We start from the raw sequence: 20,649 nt of genomic DNA, 5'->3' as shown, positions 1-20,649 counted from the left end.
GTGAGAGAAGCAGGTGAACCAGGGTGCACTGTCCGTTCTGCCGTCATCCGGACACCAGGGTGATCGACAGCAGGTCCACCGACGACGGCGCGGCCATCCGGCGCCGCCGGTCCTGCCCCGTCTGCGAGCGCAGGTTCACCACCCAGGAGACCGTCCTGCTGATGGTCGCCAAGCGCTCCGGGGTCACCGAGCCCTTCAGCAGGGCCAAGATCATCGCCGGGGTGCGCCGGGCCTGCCAGGGCCGTCCGGTCTCCGAGGACGCCCTCGCCAAACTCGGCCAGCAGGTCGAGGAGGAGATCCGCGGCCGCGGCCTGGCCGAGGTCCCGGCCCACGAGATCGGCCTGGCCATCCTCGGACCGATGCGCGAACTCGACGAGGTCGCCTACCTGCACTTCGCCAGCGTCTACCGCGGCTTCGAGAGCCTCGCCGACTTCGAGGCCGAGATCGCCAGCCTGCGGCGGGACCGTGAGCCCGAGCCCGACACCCAGACCAGTACCACCGGGTAGCGCCCTCCCGCGGCCGGGAGGCGACCGCGGGAGGGGCGCCGCCCCGGGGCGGGCACGGAGAAGAGCACGTCCGGTCCCGCGCCATCCCACGACAAGACGCCGCGCACGGCCGGTAGCCGTGCCCACGAGGTAGAGGTAGGGGAGATTCCGCGATGACGGAGACCGCCAGCGGTCCGACAGGACGCAAGGGCAAGGGGAACCGCAAGGGGATGAAGGTGAGGCGCGTCTTCACCTCTCCCGGCGTGCACCCCTACGACTCCCTGGAGTGGGAGCGCCGCGACGTCGTCATGACCAACTGGCGTGACGGCACGGTCAACTTCGAACAGCGCGGTGTGGAGTTCCCGACCTCCTGGTCGATGAACGCCACCCAGATCGTGGCGAGCAAGTACTTCCGCGGCGCGGTCGGCACCCCCGAGCGGGAGTGGAGCCTCAAGCAGCTCATCGACCGCGTCGTCGGCGTCTACACCGCCACCGGCCGCGAGCACGGCTACTTCGCCTCCGACGAGGACGCCGAGGTCTTCGACCACGAGCTCAAGTACGCCCTCGCCCACCAGTTGTTCAGCTTCAACTCCCCGGTGTGGTTCAACGTCGGCACCGCCTCCGCCCAGCAGGTCAGCGCGTGCTTCATCCTGTCCGTGGACGACACCATGGAGTCGATCCTGGACTGGTACAAGGAGGAGGGGATCATCTTCAAGGGCGGGTCCGGCGCGGGTGTGAACCTGTCGCGCATCCGCTCCAGCAAGGAGCTGCTCTCCTCCGGCGGCACCGCCTCGGGCCCCGTCTCCTTCATGCGCGGCGCCGACGCCTCGGCCGGAACCATCAAGTCCGGCGGCGCCACCCGCCGGGCGGCCAAGATGGTCGTGCTGGACGTCGACCACCCCGACATCCAGGACTTCGTCGAGACCAAGGCCCGCGAGGAGCACAAGATCCGTGCCCTGCGCGACGCCGGCTTCGACGTCGACCTGGGCGGCGACGACATGTTCAGCGTCCAGTACCAGAACGCCAACAACTCCGTCCGGGTCTCCGACGCGTTCATGCGCGCCGTGGAGACCGGCTCCGACTTCGGCCTGACCTCCCGCACCACCGGCGAGGCCGTCGCCACCGTCGACGCCAAGGACCTGTTCCACCGCATGGCCAAGGCCGCGTGGGAGTGCGCCGATCCGGGCCTCCAGTACGACGGCACGATCCAGGACTGGCACACCACGCCGGAGAGCGGACGTATCAGTGCGAGCAACCCGTGCTCGGAGTACCTCCACCTGGACGACTCGTCCTGCAACCTGGCCTCGATCAACCTGCTGAAGTTCCTGCGCGAGGACGACACCTTCGACGTGGAGGGCTTCACCAGGCTCACCGAGCTGGTCATCACGGCGATGGACATCTCCATCACCTTCGCCGACTTCCCGACCGAGAAGATCGGTGAGACCACCCGCGCCTTCCGCCAGCTCGGCATCGGCTACGCCAACCTGGGCGCCCTGCTGATGGCGACCGGCCACGCCTACGACTCCGACGGCGGACGCGCCGTCGCCGCCGCCGTCACCTCGCTGATGACCGGCGCCGCCTACCGGCGCAGCGCCGAGCTGGCCGGTGTGGTCGGCCCCTACGACGGCTACAAGCGCAACGAGCAGGGCCACAAGCGGGTCATGCGCAAGCACGCCGCCGCCAACGACGACCTGCGCACCGTGGGATCCCTGGAGGAGCCGATCCACGCCGCGGCCACCCGCGAGTGGGCCGAGTGCCTCAAGGTCGGCGAGCGCAACGGCTGGCGCAACGCCCAGGCGAGCCTGATCGCGCCCACCGGAACCATCGGGTTCATGATGGACTGCGACACGACCGGCATCGAGCCGGACTTCTCGCTGGTCAAGTTCAAGAAGCTGGTCGGCGGCGGCTCCATGCAGATCGTCAACCAGGCCATCCCGCGCGCGCTCAGGAACCTGGGCTACCAGGACGAGCAGGTGGAGGCGATCGTCGAGTACGTGGCCGAGAACGGCCACGTCGTGAACGCGCCGGGCCTGCGCCCCGAGCACTACGAGGTGTTCGACTGCGCGATGGGCCGCCGCTACATCCAGCCCATGGGCCACGTGCGGATGATGGCCGCGGCGCAGCCGTTCCTGTCCGGCGCGATCTCCAAGACGGTGAACGTGCCGGAGGAGGCCTCGGTCGAGGACTTCGAGCACATCTACTTTCAGGGCTGGAAGCTGGGCCTGAAGGCGCTCGCCGTCTACCGGGACAACTGCAAGGTCGGCCAGCCGCTGTCCACCGGCGGGACGAAGGAGAAGGAGAAGGCCGCGCCCGAGGCGGCGGGGACCGCCGAGGTGGCCCGCCCGGTCCGGCGCCGCCTGCCCAAGAAGCGCCCGAGCGAGACCACGTCGTTCTCCGTGGGCGGGGCCGAGGGCTACATCACCGCGGGCTCCTACCCCGACGACGGCCTGGGCGAGGTGTTCATGAAGCTCGGCAAGCAGGGGTCGACCCTGGCCGGGGTGATGGACGCCTTCTCCATCGCGATCTCCATCGCCCTGCAGTACGGGGTTCCGCTGGAGACCTACGTGGAGAAGTTCACGAACATGCGGTTCGACCCGGCGGGCATGACCGACGACCCGGACATCCGCATGGCCCAGTCGGTGGTGGACTACATCTTCCGCCGCCTGGCGCTGGACCACCTGCCCTACGACGAGCGTGCCGCCCTGGGGGTGCTGTCGGCCGCCGAGCGCCAGGCGCAGCTGGCGGGCGAGGACCCGGCCCAGGTCGCCGCGCAGGTGGAGTCCTACGCCCAGTCCGCCGCCACCCACGGGTCGGAGGCCGCCGAGGCCCCGGCCGAGTCCCGGGAGGAGGAGCCCGCGGCGGTGGAGAAGCCCACCGCGGCGCACTCCACCACGGAGCTGATGGAGGGCAAGGGCTTCGTCGCGGACGCGCCGCTGTGCGTCACCTGCGGTACCAAGATGCGCCCGTCGGGCAGCTGCTACGCCTGTGAGGGCTGCGGCGCCACCAGCGGTTGCAGCTGATCCACCGGGGCCGGACCGCCGGCGGGGGAGGGGCACGGCGTACGGCGCCGTGCCCCTCCCCCTTCCGCGTCGCGCCACCGTCTACGATCCGGACCTGCCAGGCGGCCGGATCCCGAGGACCCGGGTGTCCCGGCCGGCGGACCGGACCGACCGCGGTCGGCGGGATCCAGCGGTACCGGACCGGGCGCCTCAGTCGCGGTCGCGGTCACCCGAGGCGGCCGCGACCGCCGCGGTCGCCGCGGTCACCCCCAGCACGGCGGGCCAGGGGCCGACCTTCCTGGCCAGCGGGTGGGCCAGCCCGAAGGCCCCCAGGTACACGCCGGTGAGCGCGACCGCGGTGCCCACCCCCGACCGGCGCCGCCACGTCTCGAAGGCCGCGGCGCCGAACGCCGCCAGCACGACCCCGCCCAGCGGGCGGTTGCCGGTCGTGCGGGCCACCGTGTAGCCGCCGAGCAGGCCTGCGCTGGTGAGGACGGCACTGGGTACTGCGGGCATCGTCGGTTCCCCCTCTGCTTCCGGCCGAGGCCGGTGCGATACGTGCGGCAACGACGTTATCCCGGCCGGGGGGAGGCCGGCACGCGGGCCTTCCCCGCACGTGTCCGGCCAGGGTCCGCGCCCGACCCGCCGACCCGCCGGAGGGCTGCCCCGCCATGTTCGGGACACGGCCCCTGGGTTTCGGGCGTCTCTCGTGCCAAGGTTGGTGCTGTCCACTATGGTTCGCCGGGTCACACGACCGGTCCCCGTCCGGAACCGGACCGCGACATGCGACGTCAAAGCCGATAGTTCCCCACCTCCAACAAGGAGTTCATGCCTATGTCGTTCGCGCAGACCGTGCGCGGCGCGGCTGGCGCCGTCGCCCAGGGCGGCGATCCGCGCCAGGCGGTGTCCGACGCAATGCAGCAGGCCACCGAGGACGGCGGTCTCGACCCACGGGACTTCGTCGCCGCCCGTGAGCAGGGTGACTCCGTCGGAACCCGCATCGAGCAGAAGACCACCTCCCTCAACAACGCGGGAGAGGCGCTCAACCGCAGCTACTACGAGCGCGGCGACAGCGGCCCGGTCCACGTCATCTGCCCCATGGTCATCCCCCGAGGCCGCACCTTCCTGACGATGCTTCCGGCCATCGCGCTGGTCGTCATCGGTGTGCTCGGCGCCTTCGCCGTCCTGACCCCGCAGGCCATGGCCGGTGGAAACCCCCTGCTCAACCCCGTCTTCGGCGTCCACTACTGGCTCATCACCCTCGCGATCGCCGTGTTCATGTGGTGGCGCCAGGGCATGGTGATGGTGCCCGAGGGCTGCGAGGCGATCGTCACCCGCTTCGGCAAGATGGAGAACATCTACCAGCCCGGCCGGGTCACGCTCCTCAACCCCTGGAAGCGCGTCTCCTACATCGTCAACACCACCCGCGAGTACCCGTTCAACGCCCCGATCCGCTCGGCGCCCACCAAGAGCGGCGTGCAGGCCTCCATCGACCTGTTCGTGCAGTTCAGGATCGTCAACTCCACCGACTTCGTCTACACGCTGGGCGGTGTGAACGGCTTCCAGGAGAAGCTCAACAACGCGATCAGCGAGACCACCCGGAGCCTCATCTACGAGCAGGAGGCCTCGGCGATCTACGACATGGTCGGCGACAACACCCAGAGCCTGGTGGAGCAGCTCAACCGCCAGTTCAGCGGGATCGTGGAGCTGACCAGCGCCAACATCACCCACGCCGAGCCCTCCAACCAGGAGTACCGGATGGACCTGGCGGCGCCGGAGATGGTGCGCGTGGCCAAGGACGCCTACACCTTCGAGTACGAGCTCCAGCTGCGCAAGGAGCAGAACGAGGGTGACCTGAACAAGGAGCTGGCGACCCTCAACGAGACCCTGTCCGCGATCCAGGCCGACATCGCCCAGTACCAGGCGCAGATGGACACCGCCCTGGAGCGCGAGACCAACCGGGCCCGCTCCCTGGCGCACCAGCGCTTCGTCGAGGCCGAGTCCGAGGCCAACGCGAACGCCGCCCTCCTCCAGGCCCAGGCCCTGGACATCCGCGCGGTCAGCGCGGCCGAGGCGCCCGAGATCCTCAACTACCGCTTCCGCGGGAACCTCCTGGACAAGCTGGAGGCGGTCGCCGACAGCCTGCCGCAGGTCCTGCGGATCGGGTCGGGCGACTCCGCCAGCGTCGACTACCTGCGCATCGCCCAGGAGATCATCGGCCAGGCCGACACCGCCCTGTTCTCCCAGGAGGACATGGAGGGCCTCCGCTCCCGGCTGGACGACATCCGGACCCGTATCGCCGAGCGCGAGCAGGAGATCAACACGCTGCTCGATGACGCCGAGAGCCCCCAGGCCGCGCCGGAGAGCGGCGAGGACCCGGGAGAGGACCGGGTGGAGCAGATCCGCCAGTCCGTCTCCGAGCAGTCCATCGACGAGCGACTGGCCGACACCTCACAGGAGTCCGAGTCCCCCGAGGACCCGCCGGAGCCGCCGTGGTCACAGCGCGGCCCCCAGGGTCCCGGCCAGAACCAGGGAGGTCAGTAAATGAGCCAGCCTGTGAACGCCGGCGGCGGCTCCAGCATCAAGGAGTCCCTCGCCTCCTGGGGTGACCTGGCCGGTCTGCTGCGCGGCGGCGACCAGGGTGCGATCGTCCCCGTGGTCATCCCGCGCGACAACCGCGGCCTGCGGTGGATGATCCTGGTCTGGTTCGGCCTGTTCGCCCTGTGCTCGGCGCTGATGATGTCCCTCAACGCCGTGATGGGCGGGGTCGTCGCCGGGATCGGCTACACCGTCCTGGCCGTTCCGACCCTGATCGTGGGCGTGCTCAGCATCATCGCGGCGGGCCTGTGGTGGTGGCGCGGCTCGATCATCGAGATCGAGGAGGGCACGCACGGCATCCTCACCAGGTACGGCGCGATCGTGAAGCCGATCGGCCCGGGCCGCCACTACCTGTGGCACCCGTGGTCGCGGGTGGACTTCGTGGTGGACACCCGCACGGAGATCCCCTACACGGCGCCGGTCCTGGCCTGCCCCACGCGTGAGAACGTGCCGCTGAAGTCGATCGAGTTCTTCCTCAAGTTCCAGATCACCGATCCCATCCGGTTCGTGACGATCATCGGCGCCAGCAACTTCGACCTGGTGCTGTCCAGCGCGGTACAGGACGCCATCCGCCAGCGCAGCCGCCAGGTCAACACCGAGTCCGCCTACGACCTGCGCGGCTCCAACGTGGAGGACATGCGCCGCCTGCTCAACGGGCAGCTGGAGAAGTACGGGGTCCGGATCACCGGCTGCAACATCCCCGACGTGCAGCTGCCCAACCAGTACCAGCAGCACCTGTCCACGCGGGAGCGGGTCGCCAAGGAACTGGTGGCCTACGAGCAGGAGTGGGAGCTGACGCGCAAGCGCCGCATCGACACCCTGCTGATGGACATCGAGCGGTCCAAGAAGACCCGTGACGCGAAGATCGTCGAGGTCAACGCCTCCCTCAACAAGGCGCGCAAGGACGTGGCGCAGATGCTGGAGGAGCAGGTGACCGAGGCGCAGCGGGTGCGCTACGAGATCGAGACGCGCGGCCGGGCCGACCTGGTGGCCGCCGAGAACGAGGCGAAGGCGCAGCAGCGCCTGGCCACCGCCTACCGGGACAACCGGGCGGTGCTGGAGTACGAGCTGGCCCGCCGCCGCCTGGACGTGGGCGCCGTGCTGGCCGAGCACGCCCCGCGGCCGGTGGTGGTGCAGACCGAGGCGGGCTCCGGGGACAGCTCGACGCTGTCGACGCTGCTGACCGCTCAGCTGCTGCCGCAGATGATGAACGAGGGCTCCGCGCGGGCGTCGCTGGGCACCGCGGGGAACGGCACCCAGGAGGCCGTGGACTCCGCACGGGGCGCGGTCGCCGCCGCGGCCGAGCGCCAGCAGCAGATGGCCGAGGAGTACCGGAACCAGCAGGACACCGCGATGCGCCAGCAGTTCGAGCGCGGTGAGGGCTACGGCGGGCAGGGACGCCGCCGGTAGCCCGGCTGTTCGCCCCGAGGCCCCGTGGAGGGGCCTCCGGCGGGGAACGAGGGAAGAGGGGCCCGCGACCGGGAACGGTCGCGGGCCCCTCCCGCTGCTGGGGGAGCACGCGTGTCCGGGCTCCCCGGGCGGGGTCAGCCGACGGGGGAGAGGGCGGTGTAGCCCGCTTCGATGTCGATCCCGTGTCGGGCCGCGATCTCCACCAGGTCCTCCACCTCTCCCGCCTGGGCGCTGGCCAGGTCGTCGTCACCGCGTGCGTGGGCGCGGCGCAGCGCGGTGATCGAGTCGTGGAGCCGCAGGTGAAGGGTGAGCACGAACTCGCGCATGGAACCTCTCCTCAGGATTGGCAGCGCTGCCGGAAGGGGGGAGACCGTGGGGCCTCTCCCGGGGGGCGCGTCCATCTCTACCGGTCGAAGGTGAGAGGAACGTTGGAACAGGACAGCCGCCGGCAAGGAGAAGGTAAGACCGCGGTCGCAGACCGCCCGTCGAGGACGGCGGAGAGGCCCGGACGTGCCGTTCGGTGAGGTTGGTGGACTCGGTCCTGTGCCGCTGGGGGTGGCGGGGCGCCGACGGGGCCGCCGGAGGCTCCACGGGTGAGCCCGTGAGGTAGGCGCGGACACACCGTGGGGACCGGGGCTTTCCGTACCCGCGGCGTCCGGGCACGAGGCGAAGCGCGGCGGAGCCCCAAGGAGGCACGGCCTAGTGGTCGACCCAGACGTACCAGTCGCCCGACACGTGCTCGTAGATCTTCGAGCCCTGCCCGGGGACGAACACGCCCTCGGGGATCTCCTCGGTGCTGTAGGCCAGCCCGCCGGGGGCGAACAGCCCCGAACCCTCGACGGCGTAGTGCGTGACGTCCCCCGACACGGAGATACTGCGCAGCGAGTACATCCCCGCCCGCTGGCCGTTGAGCGGGATGGTGGTGAGGTCGCCGGTGCTCTCGCGCAGGTCCATCAGAGCGTCGGCGGAGGCCTGCAGCCGTGTCTGGAGGGGAACGTCGGCCACGGCCAGTCCGAGCACCACGGCGGCGATCACCGGAGCGGACACCCAGCGCAGCCAGTAGTAGCGGATCATCGGACGGGCCACGGCCAGCGCGATCCCCAGACGCAGGGCGCCCATCCCGGCGAGGAGCAGGCCGCCGGCCAGGCCGATGGCGAACGTGGGCAGGTGCCCGGCGGGCACGCTGTCCTCGAAGAGCAGCACCAGTCCCACCACGCCGCACGCGGGGATGTAGAGCCGTCCGGGCGGGCGTGAGGCCCAACTGATCAGGCGTTGGCCGAAGGTCGGCTTCTCCGCGATCTCGATCAGTTTGGCCACGGACCCGTCAGGGTTCGGGCCAGAAGCTGCGGCGGACATGGTGTTCCCCCCACCGAATCCGTGTCATGGAGACGCTGACCCGAATCGGGTGTGGCGGAGGGGCCACTGGGCCGCGTCATAGTCGATACGGCCGCCATAGCGCGGCCTGTCCCACAGGATAGAGCAGTGGCGGAGCGTGTTCGGGGAGACAGGACGAAACAGCGGGATCTTTCTCCTCTGTTCCGGGGGGTCCGCGTCCTCGCCGTCGATGCCGTTCGATGTCGCTCCGCCCCCTTCGGCGGCGGTACGAGGTGATACCGCGGACACCGTCCGCCATGCGCGGTCGCCCACAGGAGCACCGCCGTGACCAGCGCCGTCGCCGTCCACGAGGAGAGCGGCGCCGGGGCCGGGGAGCCCGTCGCGAGGGCGCCGGGCAGGGCTTCCGACACCGGACGGGTGCCCGGCCGGCCGTGTGAGCAGGCACACCGCGAAGGCGGACGAGAACGACACGCGCGGGGCGGGGCACTGGTGCCGTCGCCGTCCGGGGCGCACCGTCGGCCGGCGCTTCGGGGCCGGGTACCCGGGTCCGGCGGACGGCCCGCCCCCGCGGTGCTAGGCCGGTGAGGAGCGCGTGCGGTGTCTGCGCACGCGCACGCGTGTGGAGCACCGGTCGGAGCAGTAGTGCCGGTTCGCGCGTGAGGAGCGGTCCAGGAACGGGGTGTCGCAGTCGTCGGCCCCACAGGTGCGGACGCGCGGCATCAGCCCGGACGCCCATGCGCTCATGACCCCGGGGACCAGGGCCTCGGCGACCCGGGCCACGGTCCGCGGGTCCGGGCTCACGTGGCGTACCGGGCCGCCGACGGAGTCCACCACGGGGGCGAGGTCGAATTCCCGGGCCAGCGCCGACAGCGCGGCCGGCGCCGACCCCGGGTCCGGGTCCAGGACCAGCGGAGCCAGGCGGTCGCGCAGGCCGCGCACCTCGGCGAGGTCGGTCGCCGCCCCGTGCCGTGCCCTCGGGGCGGTGCCCGGGACGAGTTCCTCCAGCCGGTCCAGGGAGTCCAGTTCCTCCGGCCACGCGCCCACCGGGCGGGTCGCCACCAGGGCCAGGGCGGCGCGGAGCAGGTCTTCGGCGGAAAGGTCCGAGGTCATGCCCCCATCCTCCCATGTAACGATATATTGTCGTACTTACCCGTTACGCTCCCCTCCTGGCCTCCCCCTCAAGACCACGCTCGCCTCCCGGAGCCTCTGGTCCTTCTCCCCGGTCGCCGCCCTGTGCCGTGCGCCCGCACCCATGGCCGCCGTCGCCACGACCACCACCAGCCTCACGCTCACCGGCCGGATCGACACCGGTGCGGTCATGACCACCTGCCACGTGGTCGGCACGCTGGCCGCCACCCCGTCGCGGCACGTGTCGTCGGGCGCCGGCCGGTCCCGCGCGTGCCCGCGGTCCGGATGTCCGCCCACGGCGTGCTCTGGCCGGCGGTCTGGGCCGCCGTCGGCACCGGCCAACCCGGGCGGACCCGGTATCCGGGCGCGGTCCTCGCCGGAGCCTGCCCGGCCGTCCTGGGGCAGCCGGCCCTCCTCGTGCCGTCGGGTCCGGCCACCGCCTCGACACCGGCCGTGGCGGTGGGCCTGTCCCGGCCTCCGGCGGAACCGGCCCGGACGGTGGCCGGGCCGTTCTAGGGTGGGGGTGTGTCGACCACTCCCACACCAGCCGTGCAGCCCGCCGCCCCCACCCACGAACTGGAGGACGAACTCCGTGCCTTCGGCGCGCGGGTGGTCGCCGGTGTGGACGAGGTGGGGCGCGGTGCCTGGGCCGGGCCCCTGCTGGTCTGCGCCGCCGTCTCCGGCGGGGGAGACCCGCCCGCCGGGCTGACCGACTCCAAACGCCTGACCCCCAGGCGCCGCCGCGAGCTCGCCGACCGGCTCCGTCCCTGGGTCGCCGACCACGCCTTCGGCTGGTCCCCTCCCGAGGAGATCGACGAGGTCGGCATGACCGAGGCCCTGCACCGTGCCTCCCGCCGCGCCCTGGACGCGCTCGCCCCGCGTCCCGACGCCGTCATCCTCGACGGCAGGCACGACTTCATCGGCCGCCCCTGGCGCGTCCGCACCCAGGTCAAGGGCGACCTGACGTGCGTCAGCGTCGCCGCCGCCGCGATCCTGGCCAAGGTCCACCGCGACGCCTTCATGGCCGAACTCGCCGCCGACCACCCCGGCTACGGGTTCGAGCGTGCGGCCGGATACCCCTCGCCCGTGCACCGGGCGACCCTGGCCGAGTCCGGCCCCACCCCGCACCACCGCATGAGCTGGGCCTACCTCGACGACCTCCCCCGATGGAAGCACCTGCGCAAGGTCCGCCCCGGTCCCGGCGGACAGATCTCCCTCCTCTGACCCGCCCGAGCCGCTGTCCGTACACCCTCCGGCGTCCGTACGTCCCCGTCCGGGGCCGCGTGCGGGACCGGGACGAACCCCGGGAACCGGCGTCGGCCCGCACCCGGCGACCGGGCCGCCGGGGAGACGACACGCCGCCCCGCACTGGACATCGGCCCCACTTGGGACAAGGCTTTGGCTGTGGACGTCGGCCCCCGGCGCCCATCCACCCCGACCCCCGCCGGTCAGGAGAACCGACCGCCCACGGACCCCCACGCAGGAAGGGGCACGGATGACGCGTGAGACGCGCTCCACCACCGCCGCGGAGCCCGAACGCGCCTCGGGACTCGACCGCCTGCGCACCCTCTACCACCGGATCCCCCTCGGCAGACGGCTCGTGTGCGCCCTGGTCCTGACCACCGTGGTCGCCGTCGCCGCCTTCGTCACGGGCCCCTCCGTCCCGGGCGCGGTCGTGGGGACCCTCGTCCTGTTGACGGTCCTCGCCGCCCTCATGCGCTCGACCGACGCCTTCGTCACGGTGATGGTGTGCGTGCTCTGGCTCGCCGTGGCCGTCCCCCTGTTCCAGATCCCCCTCACCGGCGAACCCGTCACCCTGCTGATCCCGCCGCTGCCCCTGCTCGTGGTCCTGGCCGCCGGCCGGGCACGCGAGTTCCCCGTCTGGCACACCGCCGCGCTCTCCCTCACCGCCGGGCTCATCGCCGGATTCTCCCTGGCCCTGGTCGGACTGGTCGTCGAGTCCTTCTCCGCCTCCTGGGGGATCGCCCTGCTCTACACCGCCGCGGGCGCCTGCCTGCTGTGGCGGCTGTCCGCCTCCCGCCAGATCCTCAGGGACAGCGAGGCCAACCGGCGCGAGGCCGCCAAGGCCATGCCCGTGTCCCGCCGCACCGGACGCGGCGACCGCTCCGACGCCTCCGGCGGACCGGACGCCGAGGGCCGCGCCCAGCCGATGCGCGGCCGCGCCGACACCGGCCCCCGCCCCGGCCGGCCCGCCGCGGGAGAGGCCCACGACGAGGAGCCCGTCCCCGTGGACCAAGCCCTGGCCGAGCTGGAGGACATGATCGGGCTCGACCCGGTCAAACAGCAGGTGCGCGGGATCGCCGCCTCCATCGAGGCCGCCCGGCTGCGCGCCGACGCGGGGTTCCCCGTCGAGCGCCCCCTGCGCCACCTGGTCTTCTCCGGGCCGCCCGGCACCGGCAAGACCAGCGTCGCCCGCACACTGGCCACGATCTTCCACTCCTTCGGCCTGCTGCCCACCTCCCGCGTGGTCGAGGCCCAGCGCGCCGACCTCGTGGGGGAGTACCTGGGCGCCACAGCCATCAAGACCAACGAGCTCGTGGACCGCGCCCTGGGCGGCGTGCTGTTCGTCGACGAGGCCTACTCACTGGTCAACGAGGGCGACGGGCAGTCGGACCGGTTCGGCAACGAGGCCGTGCAGACCCTCCTCAAGCGCGCCGAGGACGACCGCGACCAGCTCGTCGTCGTCCTGGCCGGGTACGAGAAGGAGATGGACGCCTTCCTGGCCTCCAACCCCGGCCTGGCCTCCCGCTTCGCCACCCGCATCAGTTTCCCCAGCTACTCGGCCGACGAGCTGTTCCGTATCGCCGAGTCCCTCGTCCGCCAGCGCGGCGACACCCTGGAGGCCGGGGCCGCCCAGGCGCTCCGGCGAAGATTCGACCAGGTGGTCCAGCGCGAGGTGGTCGACGAGCTCGGCAACGGCCGCTTCGCCCGATCGGTGGTCGAGAAGGCCGCCCAGGCCCGCGACGTGCGCGTGGTCACCGCAGGGGTGGACGGCGGCGAGCCCGCGCCCCGCCCCGAGGCCGAGGACCTGATCACCGTCCGGGCCGTCGACGTCGAGGCCGCCCACCGGGAGCTGACCTCCCGCCTGCCGGGCTTCGGGGAGGCCCCGGGCATCGAGGAGGCGCTGGCCGAGCTGGACGCCATGATCGGGCTGGAACCGGTCAAGGAGCAGGTCCGCTCCATCGTCGCCCAACTGCGTGTGGCCAAGCTCCGGGAGGAGCAGGGCCTGCTCAACCAGGCGCCCATGCGGCACTTCGTGTTCTCCGGCCCGCCCGGCACCGGCAAGACCACCGTCGCGCGGGTGCTCGGCCGGGTCTTCGCCGCCCTCGGCCTGCTCGGCCGTGCCGAGGTGGTCGAGGCCCAGCGCGCCGACCTGGTCGGCGAGCACCTGGGGGCCACCGCGGTCAAGACCAACCGGCTGGTGGACCGCGCCCTGGGCGGTGTGCTGTTCGTCGACGAGGCGTACTCGCTGGTCAACCCGGGCTACAGCGGCGGGGACGCGTTCGGTGCCGAGGCGATCCAGACCCTGCTCAAGCGGGCCGAGGACGACCGGTCCCGGCTCGTGGTCGTGCTCGCCGGGTACCCGGCCGAGATGGAGCGCTTCCTGGCCTCCAACGCCGGACTGTCCTCGCGGTTCAACGTGCGCGTGCGCTTCCCCTCCTACGCCCCCGCCGAACTCACCGAGATCGCCGAGGCCGTGGCGGCGCGCACCGGGGACACCTTCGACGACACCGCGCGCGAGGACCTGCGCAGCATCTTCGCGCACGTGTGCGAGGCCGGGTGGATCGACGAGCTCGGCAACGGCCGCTTCGCCCGTTCCCTGTTCGAGAAGGCGTGCTCCCACCGGGACCTGCGGGTGTCCCAGGAGGTGGGGGAGGCCGCGACCGCGGCCGATCTCACCGTGGTGACCAGCGCGGACGTGCGCAGGGCCTACGCCGAGGCCACCCAGCAGGCCTAGCCGGCGCACCCGTGCGCACCTCGGCCCGGCGGCCCCGTACACGCCCCGGGAGGCACCCGCCGACGTGCTGCTAGTGTCCGTCGCATGACCGCTTCTCCCACTTCCTCCTCAGTGTCCCCCGTCACCCAGGCGCTCATCCTCGCCGGCGGCAAGGCCACCAGGCTGCGGCCCTACACCGACACACGCCCCAAGGCGATGGTGGAGGTGGCCGGACGTCCCATCATCGACTACCAGCTGGAGTGGCTCACCGACCACGGTGTCGAACAGGTCGTCGTCTCCTGCGGCTACAAGGCCGAGGTGCTGCGCGAGTACCTGGAGGCCCGCGAGGGAGGGCCGGAGATCACGCTCCTGGTGGAGGACGAGCCGCTCGGACGCGGTGGCGCCCTGCGCTACGCCTCCACCGGCCTGCGCGACTCGGGCGCCCCCTACTTCGCGCTCAACGGCGACGTGCTCACCTGGTTCCCCCTGGACGAGATGACCGCGCACCACCGGGAGCGGGGCGGCCTGGCGACCCTGGCCCTGTCCCAGTTCCGCACGACCTGGGGCATCGTGGACGTGGACGACCAGGACCGGGTCGAGGGCTTCACCCAGAGCCCGCTGCTCCCGGTGTGGATCAACGCCGGGGTGTACCTGTTCGAGCCGGGCCTCACCCCGCTGCTGCCCACCAGGGGCGACCACGAGTCCTCCACCTTCCCCGACCTGGCCAAGGAGGGGCGGCTGACCGCCTACCGCATCGACGGGTTCTGGCGCGGTGTGGACACCGCCAAGGACGTCAAGGAGGCGGGGGAGCAGATCACCGCCATGCGCGAGGGCGACTGACCGCCACGGTGGTGGGGCGGGCGCCCGACCGCCGTTCCCCGAGAGGGCGGACGTCGGCTGGAGGGGCTCTGGGACGGATGGGTATCGTCGCGGATGTGACGAACGACGGTTTCATCCTCTCCAGCGCCCCCAACTTCCGTGACCTCGGCGGTCACCGCACGGCCTCCGGCCGCACCGTCCGCCGCGGCCTCGTGTACCGCTCCGACGCCCTGCACACCATCGCGGCGGAGGAGCTGCCCGTCTACAACGGCCTGGGTATCCGGCAGCTCGTCGACCTGCGCACCCCGCACGAGCGCGAGACCCTGCCCGACATCACGCCCGAGGGCGCCGAGTACGCGGCCGTGGCCGTGCAGAACCCCGAGGCGGCCGGGGCCAACTTCTCCCTGTCCCTCGCCGATCCCGAGAAGGCCCGGAGCATGTTCGCCGACGGTGCCGCCGAGCGCTTCATGCACGGGGTCTACCGCGAACTGGTCACCGACGCCGAGGCGCTCACCGGGTACCGGGACCTGGTCGAGCGCGTCGCCAAGGGCCCGACCGCCCTGGTCTTCCACTGCAGCGCGGGCAAGGACCGCACCGGCTGGGGCGCCGCCCTGATCCTCGGCCTGTTGGGCGTGGACCGCGAGACCGTCGTCGCCGACTACCTGGCCAGCAACGAGCGCCAGGCCAACACCGACAAGTGGATGAGCAGGCTGGCCGCGCACAGCGGTCTGGAGTGGGAGGAGGTCGCCCCGATGACACGGGTGCGCGCCGAGTACCTGCGGATGTCCTTCGACCACATCGACGAGGTCTACGGCTCCTTCGACGACTACGTCTCGGACGGGCTCAAGCTGTCCGACGCCGTCGTGGAGAGGCTGCGCGAGCGCATGCTGGACTGACTCCCCCGGATCCACCCGGGACGGAGGGCCCGGGGCGGCCCCTACAGCGCGTCCAGGCGGCGGCGCAGGTCGTCCTCGCCGGTGGCGGAGTCGAGCACCCCGGCCAGCGCGGCCAGCACCGTGGGCCGGTCCATGCCGCGGTCCAGCATCCGGCGTGCCGCCGCCCACAGGTTCGCGGGCCGCCCGTGCCACAGCCGTCTGGCCAGCCGCTCGTGCCGGTCCAGCTCCCGCTCCCGCCCCGGGTCGTCTCCGGTCACCGGCCGGTACCAGCGGTCCTGCCCGGTGGAGTGCCGGCCGCTGTGCGGTGTGGCCGCCTCGTACTCGCCGTAGTGGTCCAGCCGCAGCAGCGCCCGGCGGCCCTCGGGCGTGTCCGGGTCGAACTCCTTCGGCGCCCACGTCACCAGCTCGCTCGCCAGCAGCGGGAACGCGAACATCCGCCGTGCCAGTGACGCGAAGTCGCCGTCCGGCAGCAGCCGCCGCACCGCCTCCTGGCGCAGGCCCAGCGGGCGCGCCGGATCGCGGTAGGTGCGGATGAACTCGGAGGTGCACTCCCACACGGCGTCCAGGGTCGCCCCCACCGCCACCTCGGGCAGATTGCCGCGCGCGCCCGCCCAGCGCACCCACGCCGCCAGCACGTGCGGCATGGCCTCCTGCTCCTCGGGCAGCAGCACCACCCGGCCGGGAAGCCAGTGCAGCAGGAACGACTCGACCTTGCGCGGGCTGACGCGCATCGGCCGACCGCTGTCCACGTCGCAGCCGTGGGCGATGATGTGGTCGACGCAGCGGCTGGCCGCGTAGGAGTCGGAGAGCTCGGCGGCCTCGTCCGAGGACAGGAAGCGGGCGGCCAGCACCGCCCGCCGGTCGCGCCGCCACACCGGCACGGGGGAGATCTCCACCCCCTCCGGAGGGACGGGCAGTGCCCGTACCCGTGCGTTGGCCAGCGCGAAGTGCGCGGCCAGGGAGCCCCCGGTCAGGTCCGAGACCTTCAGCCCGACCAGCTCCACGGTCGGCCCCGAGGCCGGGTCGCCCGAGGCGTCCACCACCTGCTCGGTGCGCTCCAGCGCGCGGGACAGCAGCGCGCGGGCCTCGGTCAGCTCGATCCGTGCGAACCGGGCGAACTCGTCCGCCTCGGCCCTCTCCCGGCACTGCTCCAGCAGCTGCTCGACCTTGGTGGTCACCCAGGCGTCGCGCAGCACGCCGCCGCCGTTGTGGTCCAGGACCAGGATCAGCGCGTGCTCGGGCGGCAGGGACCCCGGGCCGCCGGGGCGGTCGCGGCTGAACACGCACACCACGTCGTCGGTGTCGCCGAACTGGTCGCTGCTGACGTAGGCGGCCACCGGGGTGGCCACACCGAGCTGGGAGGCCCACTCGGGCACCTGGAGGCCGCGCTCCCTGAGCGCGATCATCCCCTGCTCGGCCAGGCTCCGCTGCGTGGAGGAGGTGCCCAGCGCGGTGACCGCCGCGAGTACGCCGAGCCCGGCGGGGTCGGCGGAGGCGGTGGCGTGTGCGATCAGCCCCTCGCCGAGCAGTCGTTCGACGTCCATGCCGGGGACACGCTCACCCCACCAGGCGCCGAGCATCTCGCTGAAGGCCAGCTCGGCGTCGAGGGGATGGCGCATGGCCAGCAGTGCTCTGGCGGCGCGCAGCATCTCGTCGAAGACGGCGTCGGGCACCGGTTCGGGACCTGTGGGTGGAGGTGTCGGGGAGGGCACAACCCGAGCGTATGCCAGCCCCGGGCGTGGCATTCGCGTCCGGGCGGCTCCGCGTCGGCCGCCGCACTCGGGGTGCGGTTCCTCACGGCGGGTGGTCGCGCGCTCCCCGCGTCCGGTGGGTCAGCGCGGCCCGGAAACGGTGTGATGGCTGGTGAACAGGGACGTTCCCGGCCTCCGTGACGCCTTTCTGACGGTCTGCGAGGGCGGTACGGAGTTCACCATCGCCTCCAGGTGCTCGCGGGCGACCCGCTCGACCAGGTGCGGTGTGACCGTGATGCCCAGGTGCTCGACGCAGTGCCAGGTGTCACTGACGCAGCGCTCGACGCAGCGACGGGACAGGGCGTTGAACTCGCCGTGGAGCCGCGCCGATATCCGCCTGAGATCCTGGACCGGGAAGATCTGGAGCATTCTTGCTCACACCCCTAGCTGGAGATGGCCTGGACGGTGACCTTCACCCATTCCACTTGTTCTGGACGGAGTGTCAACCCCTCTCCAGGCGCGCTGTTGACAAAACCTCTGGGAAGCATTGTTTACTCGAACACCACCATCACCGCAGGTCAGCAAGACGAAAAGGGCATTTCGGGCATATAACGTTCCTGTTGCGAACGGTGGAGTGCAACCCATCATGAGTGCTCATAGCCCAGAATGGGCCGAAAACACGCCGGGGAAACTCCCCGTCCACCTTGGCACGGCTGACAGGTGGCCTATTATTTACCTTCCGCGTCCGTGAGTGGTGCTCCTCCATCGCGGGCGCCGCCCAGGCACGACGGCCGTTGCGCGCGGACGGGTGTGTCTTATGCTTGGAACCGTGACAGCGGCCGAGAGGAGTCATCGAGCGTGACTCCCGAGAGTCGCGGAGCCCCCGGTCACCTTCGGCGCCGCCCACCTTTCGGTTTTCACGCCGTGGACGGTCCGCGTGGTCGACAGGGGCCACGCGGTCCAGGCAGCAGCCCCAACGAAACACGGATGGGGAATCGACGGTTCCGGAGGTGTCGAGCAGTTGAGCGCCGAGACGTCCATTCCGCCGCCCAGGATCAGCGGGGCGCAACTCCCCGACGCGGTGCAGTCCCTTCTCACCGACTCCCCGGTCGGATTCGCGTTGCTCGACTCCGACGACGTCTTCAGCACGATCAACCAGCGGCTGGCCGCCGTTTTGGACCGCACCCCCGCGGAGTGCCTGGGCAGGACCCCGGGCGACCTGCTGGAGGAGAGCGGCGAGCGGACCGCCGCCGCCGACCACCGCGCCTGCCTGGCCAGCGTGCGCGAGGACGGGCACGCCGTGCGCGACCGCTACCGGACCCGTACCGGGCAGCGGTGGGACCTCACCTGGTTCCCCGTCACCGAACCCGACACCGGTGACTCCTACGTCGCCCTCATCGCCGTCCACGACGCCGGCCGGGCGAGCGGGCACGACGGCGTGGACGGCGGCACCACCGCCCACCGCGACGAGCAGCGGCTGCGCGCCCTGCTGCGCGCCGGCAACCAGATCGTCTGGACCGCCGGACCCGGCGGCGACGTCCACGAGGACTGCCCCCAGTGGCGGGCCATCACCGGCCAGGACCTGGACCACTACCTGGGCCGGGGCTGGCTGGAGGCCCTCCACCCCGACGACCGCGCCCGCGTCGAGCGCGCCTGGGACGACGCCGTCCTCGACGTCACCCCCTTCGACGCCATGTTCCGCGTGCGCACCTGCTCGGGCGGCTACGGCCACTACCGGGCCCGCGCCCACCCGATCATGGACGGCTCCCGGACCACCGAGTGGGTCGGAACGCTCGTCGACATCACCAACGAGCGCGAGGCCGACGAGCTCCGCCAGCGCCTGAACCAGCAGCTCAGCGAGGCGGCCATGCGCACCGCCCGCCTACAGAAGGCCACCTCCGACCTGGCCGAGGCGCTCACCGCCGACGAGGTGGTCAACGCCATGTCCCAGATCGGCCGCTCCGGAGTGGGCGCCGACCACACGTGCGTGGTCCTTCTGGACCGCGGCCGCCTCCGGCTGCACGCCGTCGCCGCCGAGCACACCCACCAACTGCCCGGGTCCGCCTTCCCGGTCGACCACCCGGACATCGCGGCCAGGGCGATCGCCGACCGGCTGCCCCGCCTGGCCGCCAACCCGGCCGAGCTGGCCGAGCTGCTCGACGACGCCCCCGAGGTCGCCGAACTCGTCAGGTCCACGCCGGAGAGGGCCTGGGTCGCGCTGCCGATGATGGCCGCGGGCCACCCCATCGGCGCGCTGCGCTTCGCCTTCTCGTCCCCGCGCAGGGTCACCGACGAGGAGCGCGTGTTCCTGGAGGCCCTGGCCGGGCAGTGCGCGCTGGCCATCGGCCGCGCCCTCCTCTACGAGCAGGAGCACAACACCGCCGTGGAGCTCCAGCGCAGCCTGCTGCCCGAGGAGCTGCCCGAGGTGCGCGGTGTGCGCCTGGCCGCCTACTACCGGTCCGGATCACAGAACGTGCAGGTCGGCGGCGACTGGTACGACGCCTTCCCGCTGCCCGACGGCCGCGTCGCCGGGGTGCTGGGCGACGTCATGGGCAAGGGCATCCAGGCGGCGGCCGGGATGAGCCGCATCCGCAACGCGCTGCGCGCCCTGGCGTTCTCCATGCCCGAGCCCGCCGACGTCCTCGCCGGACTGGACCGCATGTTCTCGGCGACGGAGGGTATGGACCAGGTGACCACCCTGGTCTACTTCGTGCTGGACCCGGTCACCGGCCAGCTCGACCTCAGCAACGCGGGGCACCTCCCGCCGCTGGTCGTGGCGGGCAGCGCCGGTCCGTCCCTGCTCGAAACCGATCCCGACACACCGCTCGGCGTCAGCTCCGCGCGGGGCCACCACAAATTCTTCGTGCAACCCGGTAACACCGTCGTCCTGTATTCCGATGGACTGGTTGAGAACCGCAAGCGGTCCGTCGACTCCGGACTCGACGAGCTCGTCGACGTGGTGTCGTCGGCTCCTCCGGAGGTGGTGGGCGATTCACAGCAGATGCTGGAGTACCTTGTTGAGAGCATGCTCGATGGGTATGAGCAGGACGATGACGTCACTCTGCTCGCCGTTCAACTTCCGGTGATCGATTCCGCGTCGGAGCGGTAGTACCGGTTCGCGGCGGAGCGATGGACCTGCGGTGGACCGACAGCAGACCGTACGAACAAGTCCATCGCCTTGCCTACAGTGAAGAAGCCGTTCCGCCCCGCGATGCGGGGGTGATCCTCTGCGGGGATGACCTCCCGGAGCGCATACGCTTGAAGGGGCCGACCCCCGGGGAGCGCATACGCTTGAAAGACCAACGGCTTCCCCGTTCCAGTGGGGACGAT

The 20,649-nt window shown here is 71.8% G+C and carries 15 protein-coding genes; 9 read left to right on the top strand and 6 right to left on the bottom strand.

All coding sequences use genetic code 11. From position 1 onward, the window contains the following. The first annotated feature begins 23 nt into the window (after nucleotides 1–23). Together nrdR and NOSIN_RS15250 are read left to right on the top strand one after the other, a co-directional pair. A complete protein-coding gene (nrdR, locus tag NOSIN_RS15255; RefSeq protein ID WP_077691382.1) occupies nucleotides 24–506 on the top strand; it encodes a transcriptional regulator NrdR in 483 nt (160 codons plus the stop codon). Between the two features lie 152 nt (nucleotides 507–658). After that, nucleotides 659–3,505 (top strand): vitamin B12-dependent ribonucleotide reductase, encoded by a 2,847-nt coding sequence (locus tag NOSIN_RS15250; protein WP_077691381.1) that lies wholly within the window; start codon nucleotides 659–661, stop codon nucleotides 3,503–3,505. Nucleotides 3,506–3,694: 189 nt separating this feature from the next. Here the strand turns inward: NOSIN_RS15250 and NOSIN_RS15245 are convergent, their stop codons facing one another. Continuing rightward, nucleotides 3,695–4,000, bottom strand: coding sequence for a hypothetical protein (locus NOSIN_RS15245; protein ID WP_077691380.1), 306 nt, complete (start codon nucleotides 3,998–4,000; stop codon nucleotides 3,695–3,697). 318 nt (nucleotides 4,001–4,318) lie between these two features. Here NOSIN_RS15245 and NOSIN_RS15240 point away from each other — a divergent pair, with 318 nt between their 5' ends. Beyond that, the gene (locus tag NOSIN_RS15240; RefSeq protein ID WP_077691379.1) at nucleotides 4,319–6,028 is read left to right on the top strand and encodes an SPFH domain-containing protein; all 1,710 of its coding nucleotides are present in this window, start codon (nucleotides 4,319–4,321) and stop codon (nucleotides 6,026–6,028) included. Beyond that, entirely contained in the window at nucleotides 6,029–7,492 is a 1,464-nt protein-coding gene (locus NOSIN_RS15235; RefSeq protein WP_077691378.1) for an SPFH domain-containing protein, read from the top strand. Between the two features lie 134 nt (nucleotides 7,493–7,626). Here NOSIN_RS15235 and NOSIN_RS15230 read toward each other — a convergent pair whose 3' ends face one another. From NOSIN_RS15230 to NOSIN_RS15220, 3 genes are all read right to left on the bottom strand, one after another. Continuing rightward, nucleotides 7,627–7,818: a hypothetical protein gene (locus NOSIN_RS15230; RefSeq protein ID WP_077691377.1), complete on the bottom strand. Its 192-nt coding sequence runs from the start codon at nucleotides 7,816–7,818 to the stop codon at nucleotides 7,627–7,629. Between the two features lie 373 nt (nucleotides 7,819–8,191). After that, the gene (locus tag NOSIN_RS15225) at nucleotides 8,192–8,848 is read right to left on the bottom strand and encodes a hypothetical protein (protein ID WP_077691376.1); all 657 of its coding nucleotides are present in this window, start codon (nucleotides 8,846–8,848) and stop codon (nucleotides 8,192–8,194) included. A 552-nt stretch (nucleotides 8,849–9,400) separates the two neighbouring features. Beyond that, nucleotides 9,401–9,937 carry a CGNR zinc finger domain-containing protein gene (locus tag NOSIN_RS15220; protein ID WP_077691375.1) on the bottom strand — a complete coding sequence of 179 codons (537 nt, stop codon included), beginning with the start codon at nucleotides 9,935–9,937 and terminating at the stop codon, nucleotides 9,401–9,403. Nucleotides 9,938–10,480: 543 nt separating this feature from the next. On the opposite strand from NOSIN_RS15220, the gene NOSIN_RS15205 reads away from it, so the two are divergent. From NOSIN_RS15205 to NOSIN_RS15190, 4 genes are all read left to right on the top strand, one after another. Then, on the top strand, nucleotides 10,481–11,179 hold the full coding sequence (locus NOSIN_RS15205) for a ribonuclease HII (RefSeq protein WP_077691372.1): 699 nt from the start codon (nucleotides 10,481–10,483) through the stop codon (nucleotides 11,177–11,179). A 271-nt stretch (nucleotides 11,180–11,450) separates the two neighbouring features. Beyond that, complete coding sequence (locus NOSIN_RS15200; RefSeq protein ID WP_077691371.1) at nucleotides 11,451–13,934, top strand: AAA family ATPase; 2,484 nt, start codon at nucleotides 11,451–11,453, stop codon at nucleotides 13,932–13,934. Between the two features lie 84 nt (nucleotides 13,935–14,018). Then, a complete protein-coding gene (locus tag NOSIN_RS15195; RefSeq protein ID WP_077691370.1) occupies nucleotides 14,019–14,753 on the top strand; it encodes a nucleotidyltransferase family protein in 735 nt (244 codons plus the stop codon). 77 nt (nucleotides 14,754–14,830) lie between these two features. Beyond that, entirely contained in the window at nucleotides 14,831–15,628 is a 798-nt protein-coding gene (locus tag NOSIN_RS15190; RefSeq protein WP_077691369.1) for a tyrosine-protein phosphatase, read from the top strand. A 41-nt stretch (nucleotides 15,629–15,669) separates the two neighbouring features. Here NOSIN_RS15190 and NOSIN_RS15185 read toward each other — a convergent pair whose 3' ends face one another. After that, entirely contained in the window at nucleotides 15,670–17,277 is a 1,608-nt protein-coding gene (locus NOSIN_RS15185) for a hypothetical protein (RefSeq protein ID WP_077693607.1), read from the bottom strand. A gap of 183 nt (nucleotides 17,278–17,460) precedes the next feature. Next, complete coding sequence (locus tag NOSIN_RS15180) at nucleotides 17,461–17,748, bottom strand: hypothetical protein (RefSeq protein ID WP_077691368.1); 288 nt, start codon at nucleotides 17,746–17,748, stop codon at nucleotides 17,461–17,463. A gap of 592 nt (nucleotides 17,749–18,340) precedes the next feature. On the opposite strand from NOSIN_RS15180, the gene NOSIN_RS15175 reads away from it, so the two are divergent. Beyond that, nucleotides 18,341–20,428: a SpoIIE family protein phosphatase gene (locus NOSIN_RS15175; protein WP_077691367.1), complete on the top strand. Its 2,088-nt coding sequence runs from the start codon at nucleotides 18,341–18,343 to the stop codon at nucleotides 20,426–20,428. The last annotated feature ends 221 nt before the right edge of the window (nucleotides 20,429–20,649 follow it).

The sequence above is a fragment of the Nocardiopsis sinuspersici genome, from assembly GCF_001998325.1.
Lineage (GTDB): Bacteria > Actinomycetota > Actinomycetes > Streptosporangiales > Streptosporangiaceae > Nocardiopsis > Nocardiopsis sinuspersici.
This window is presented reverse-complemented; position numbering and strand designations above follow the sequence as displayed.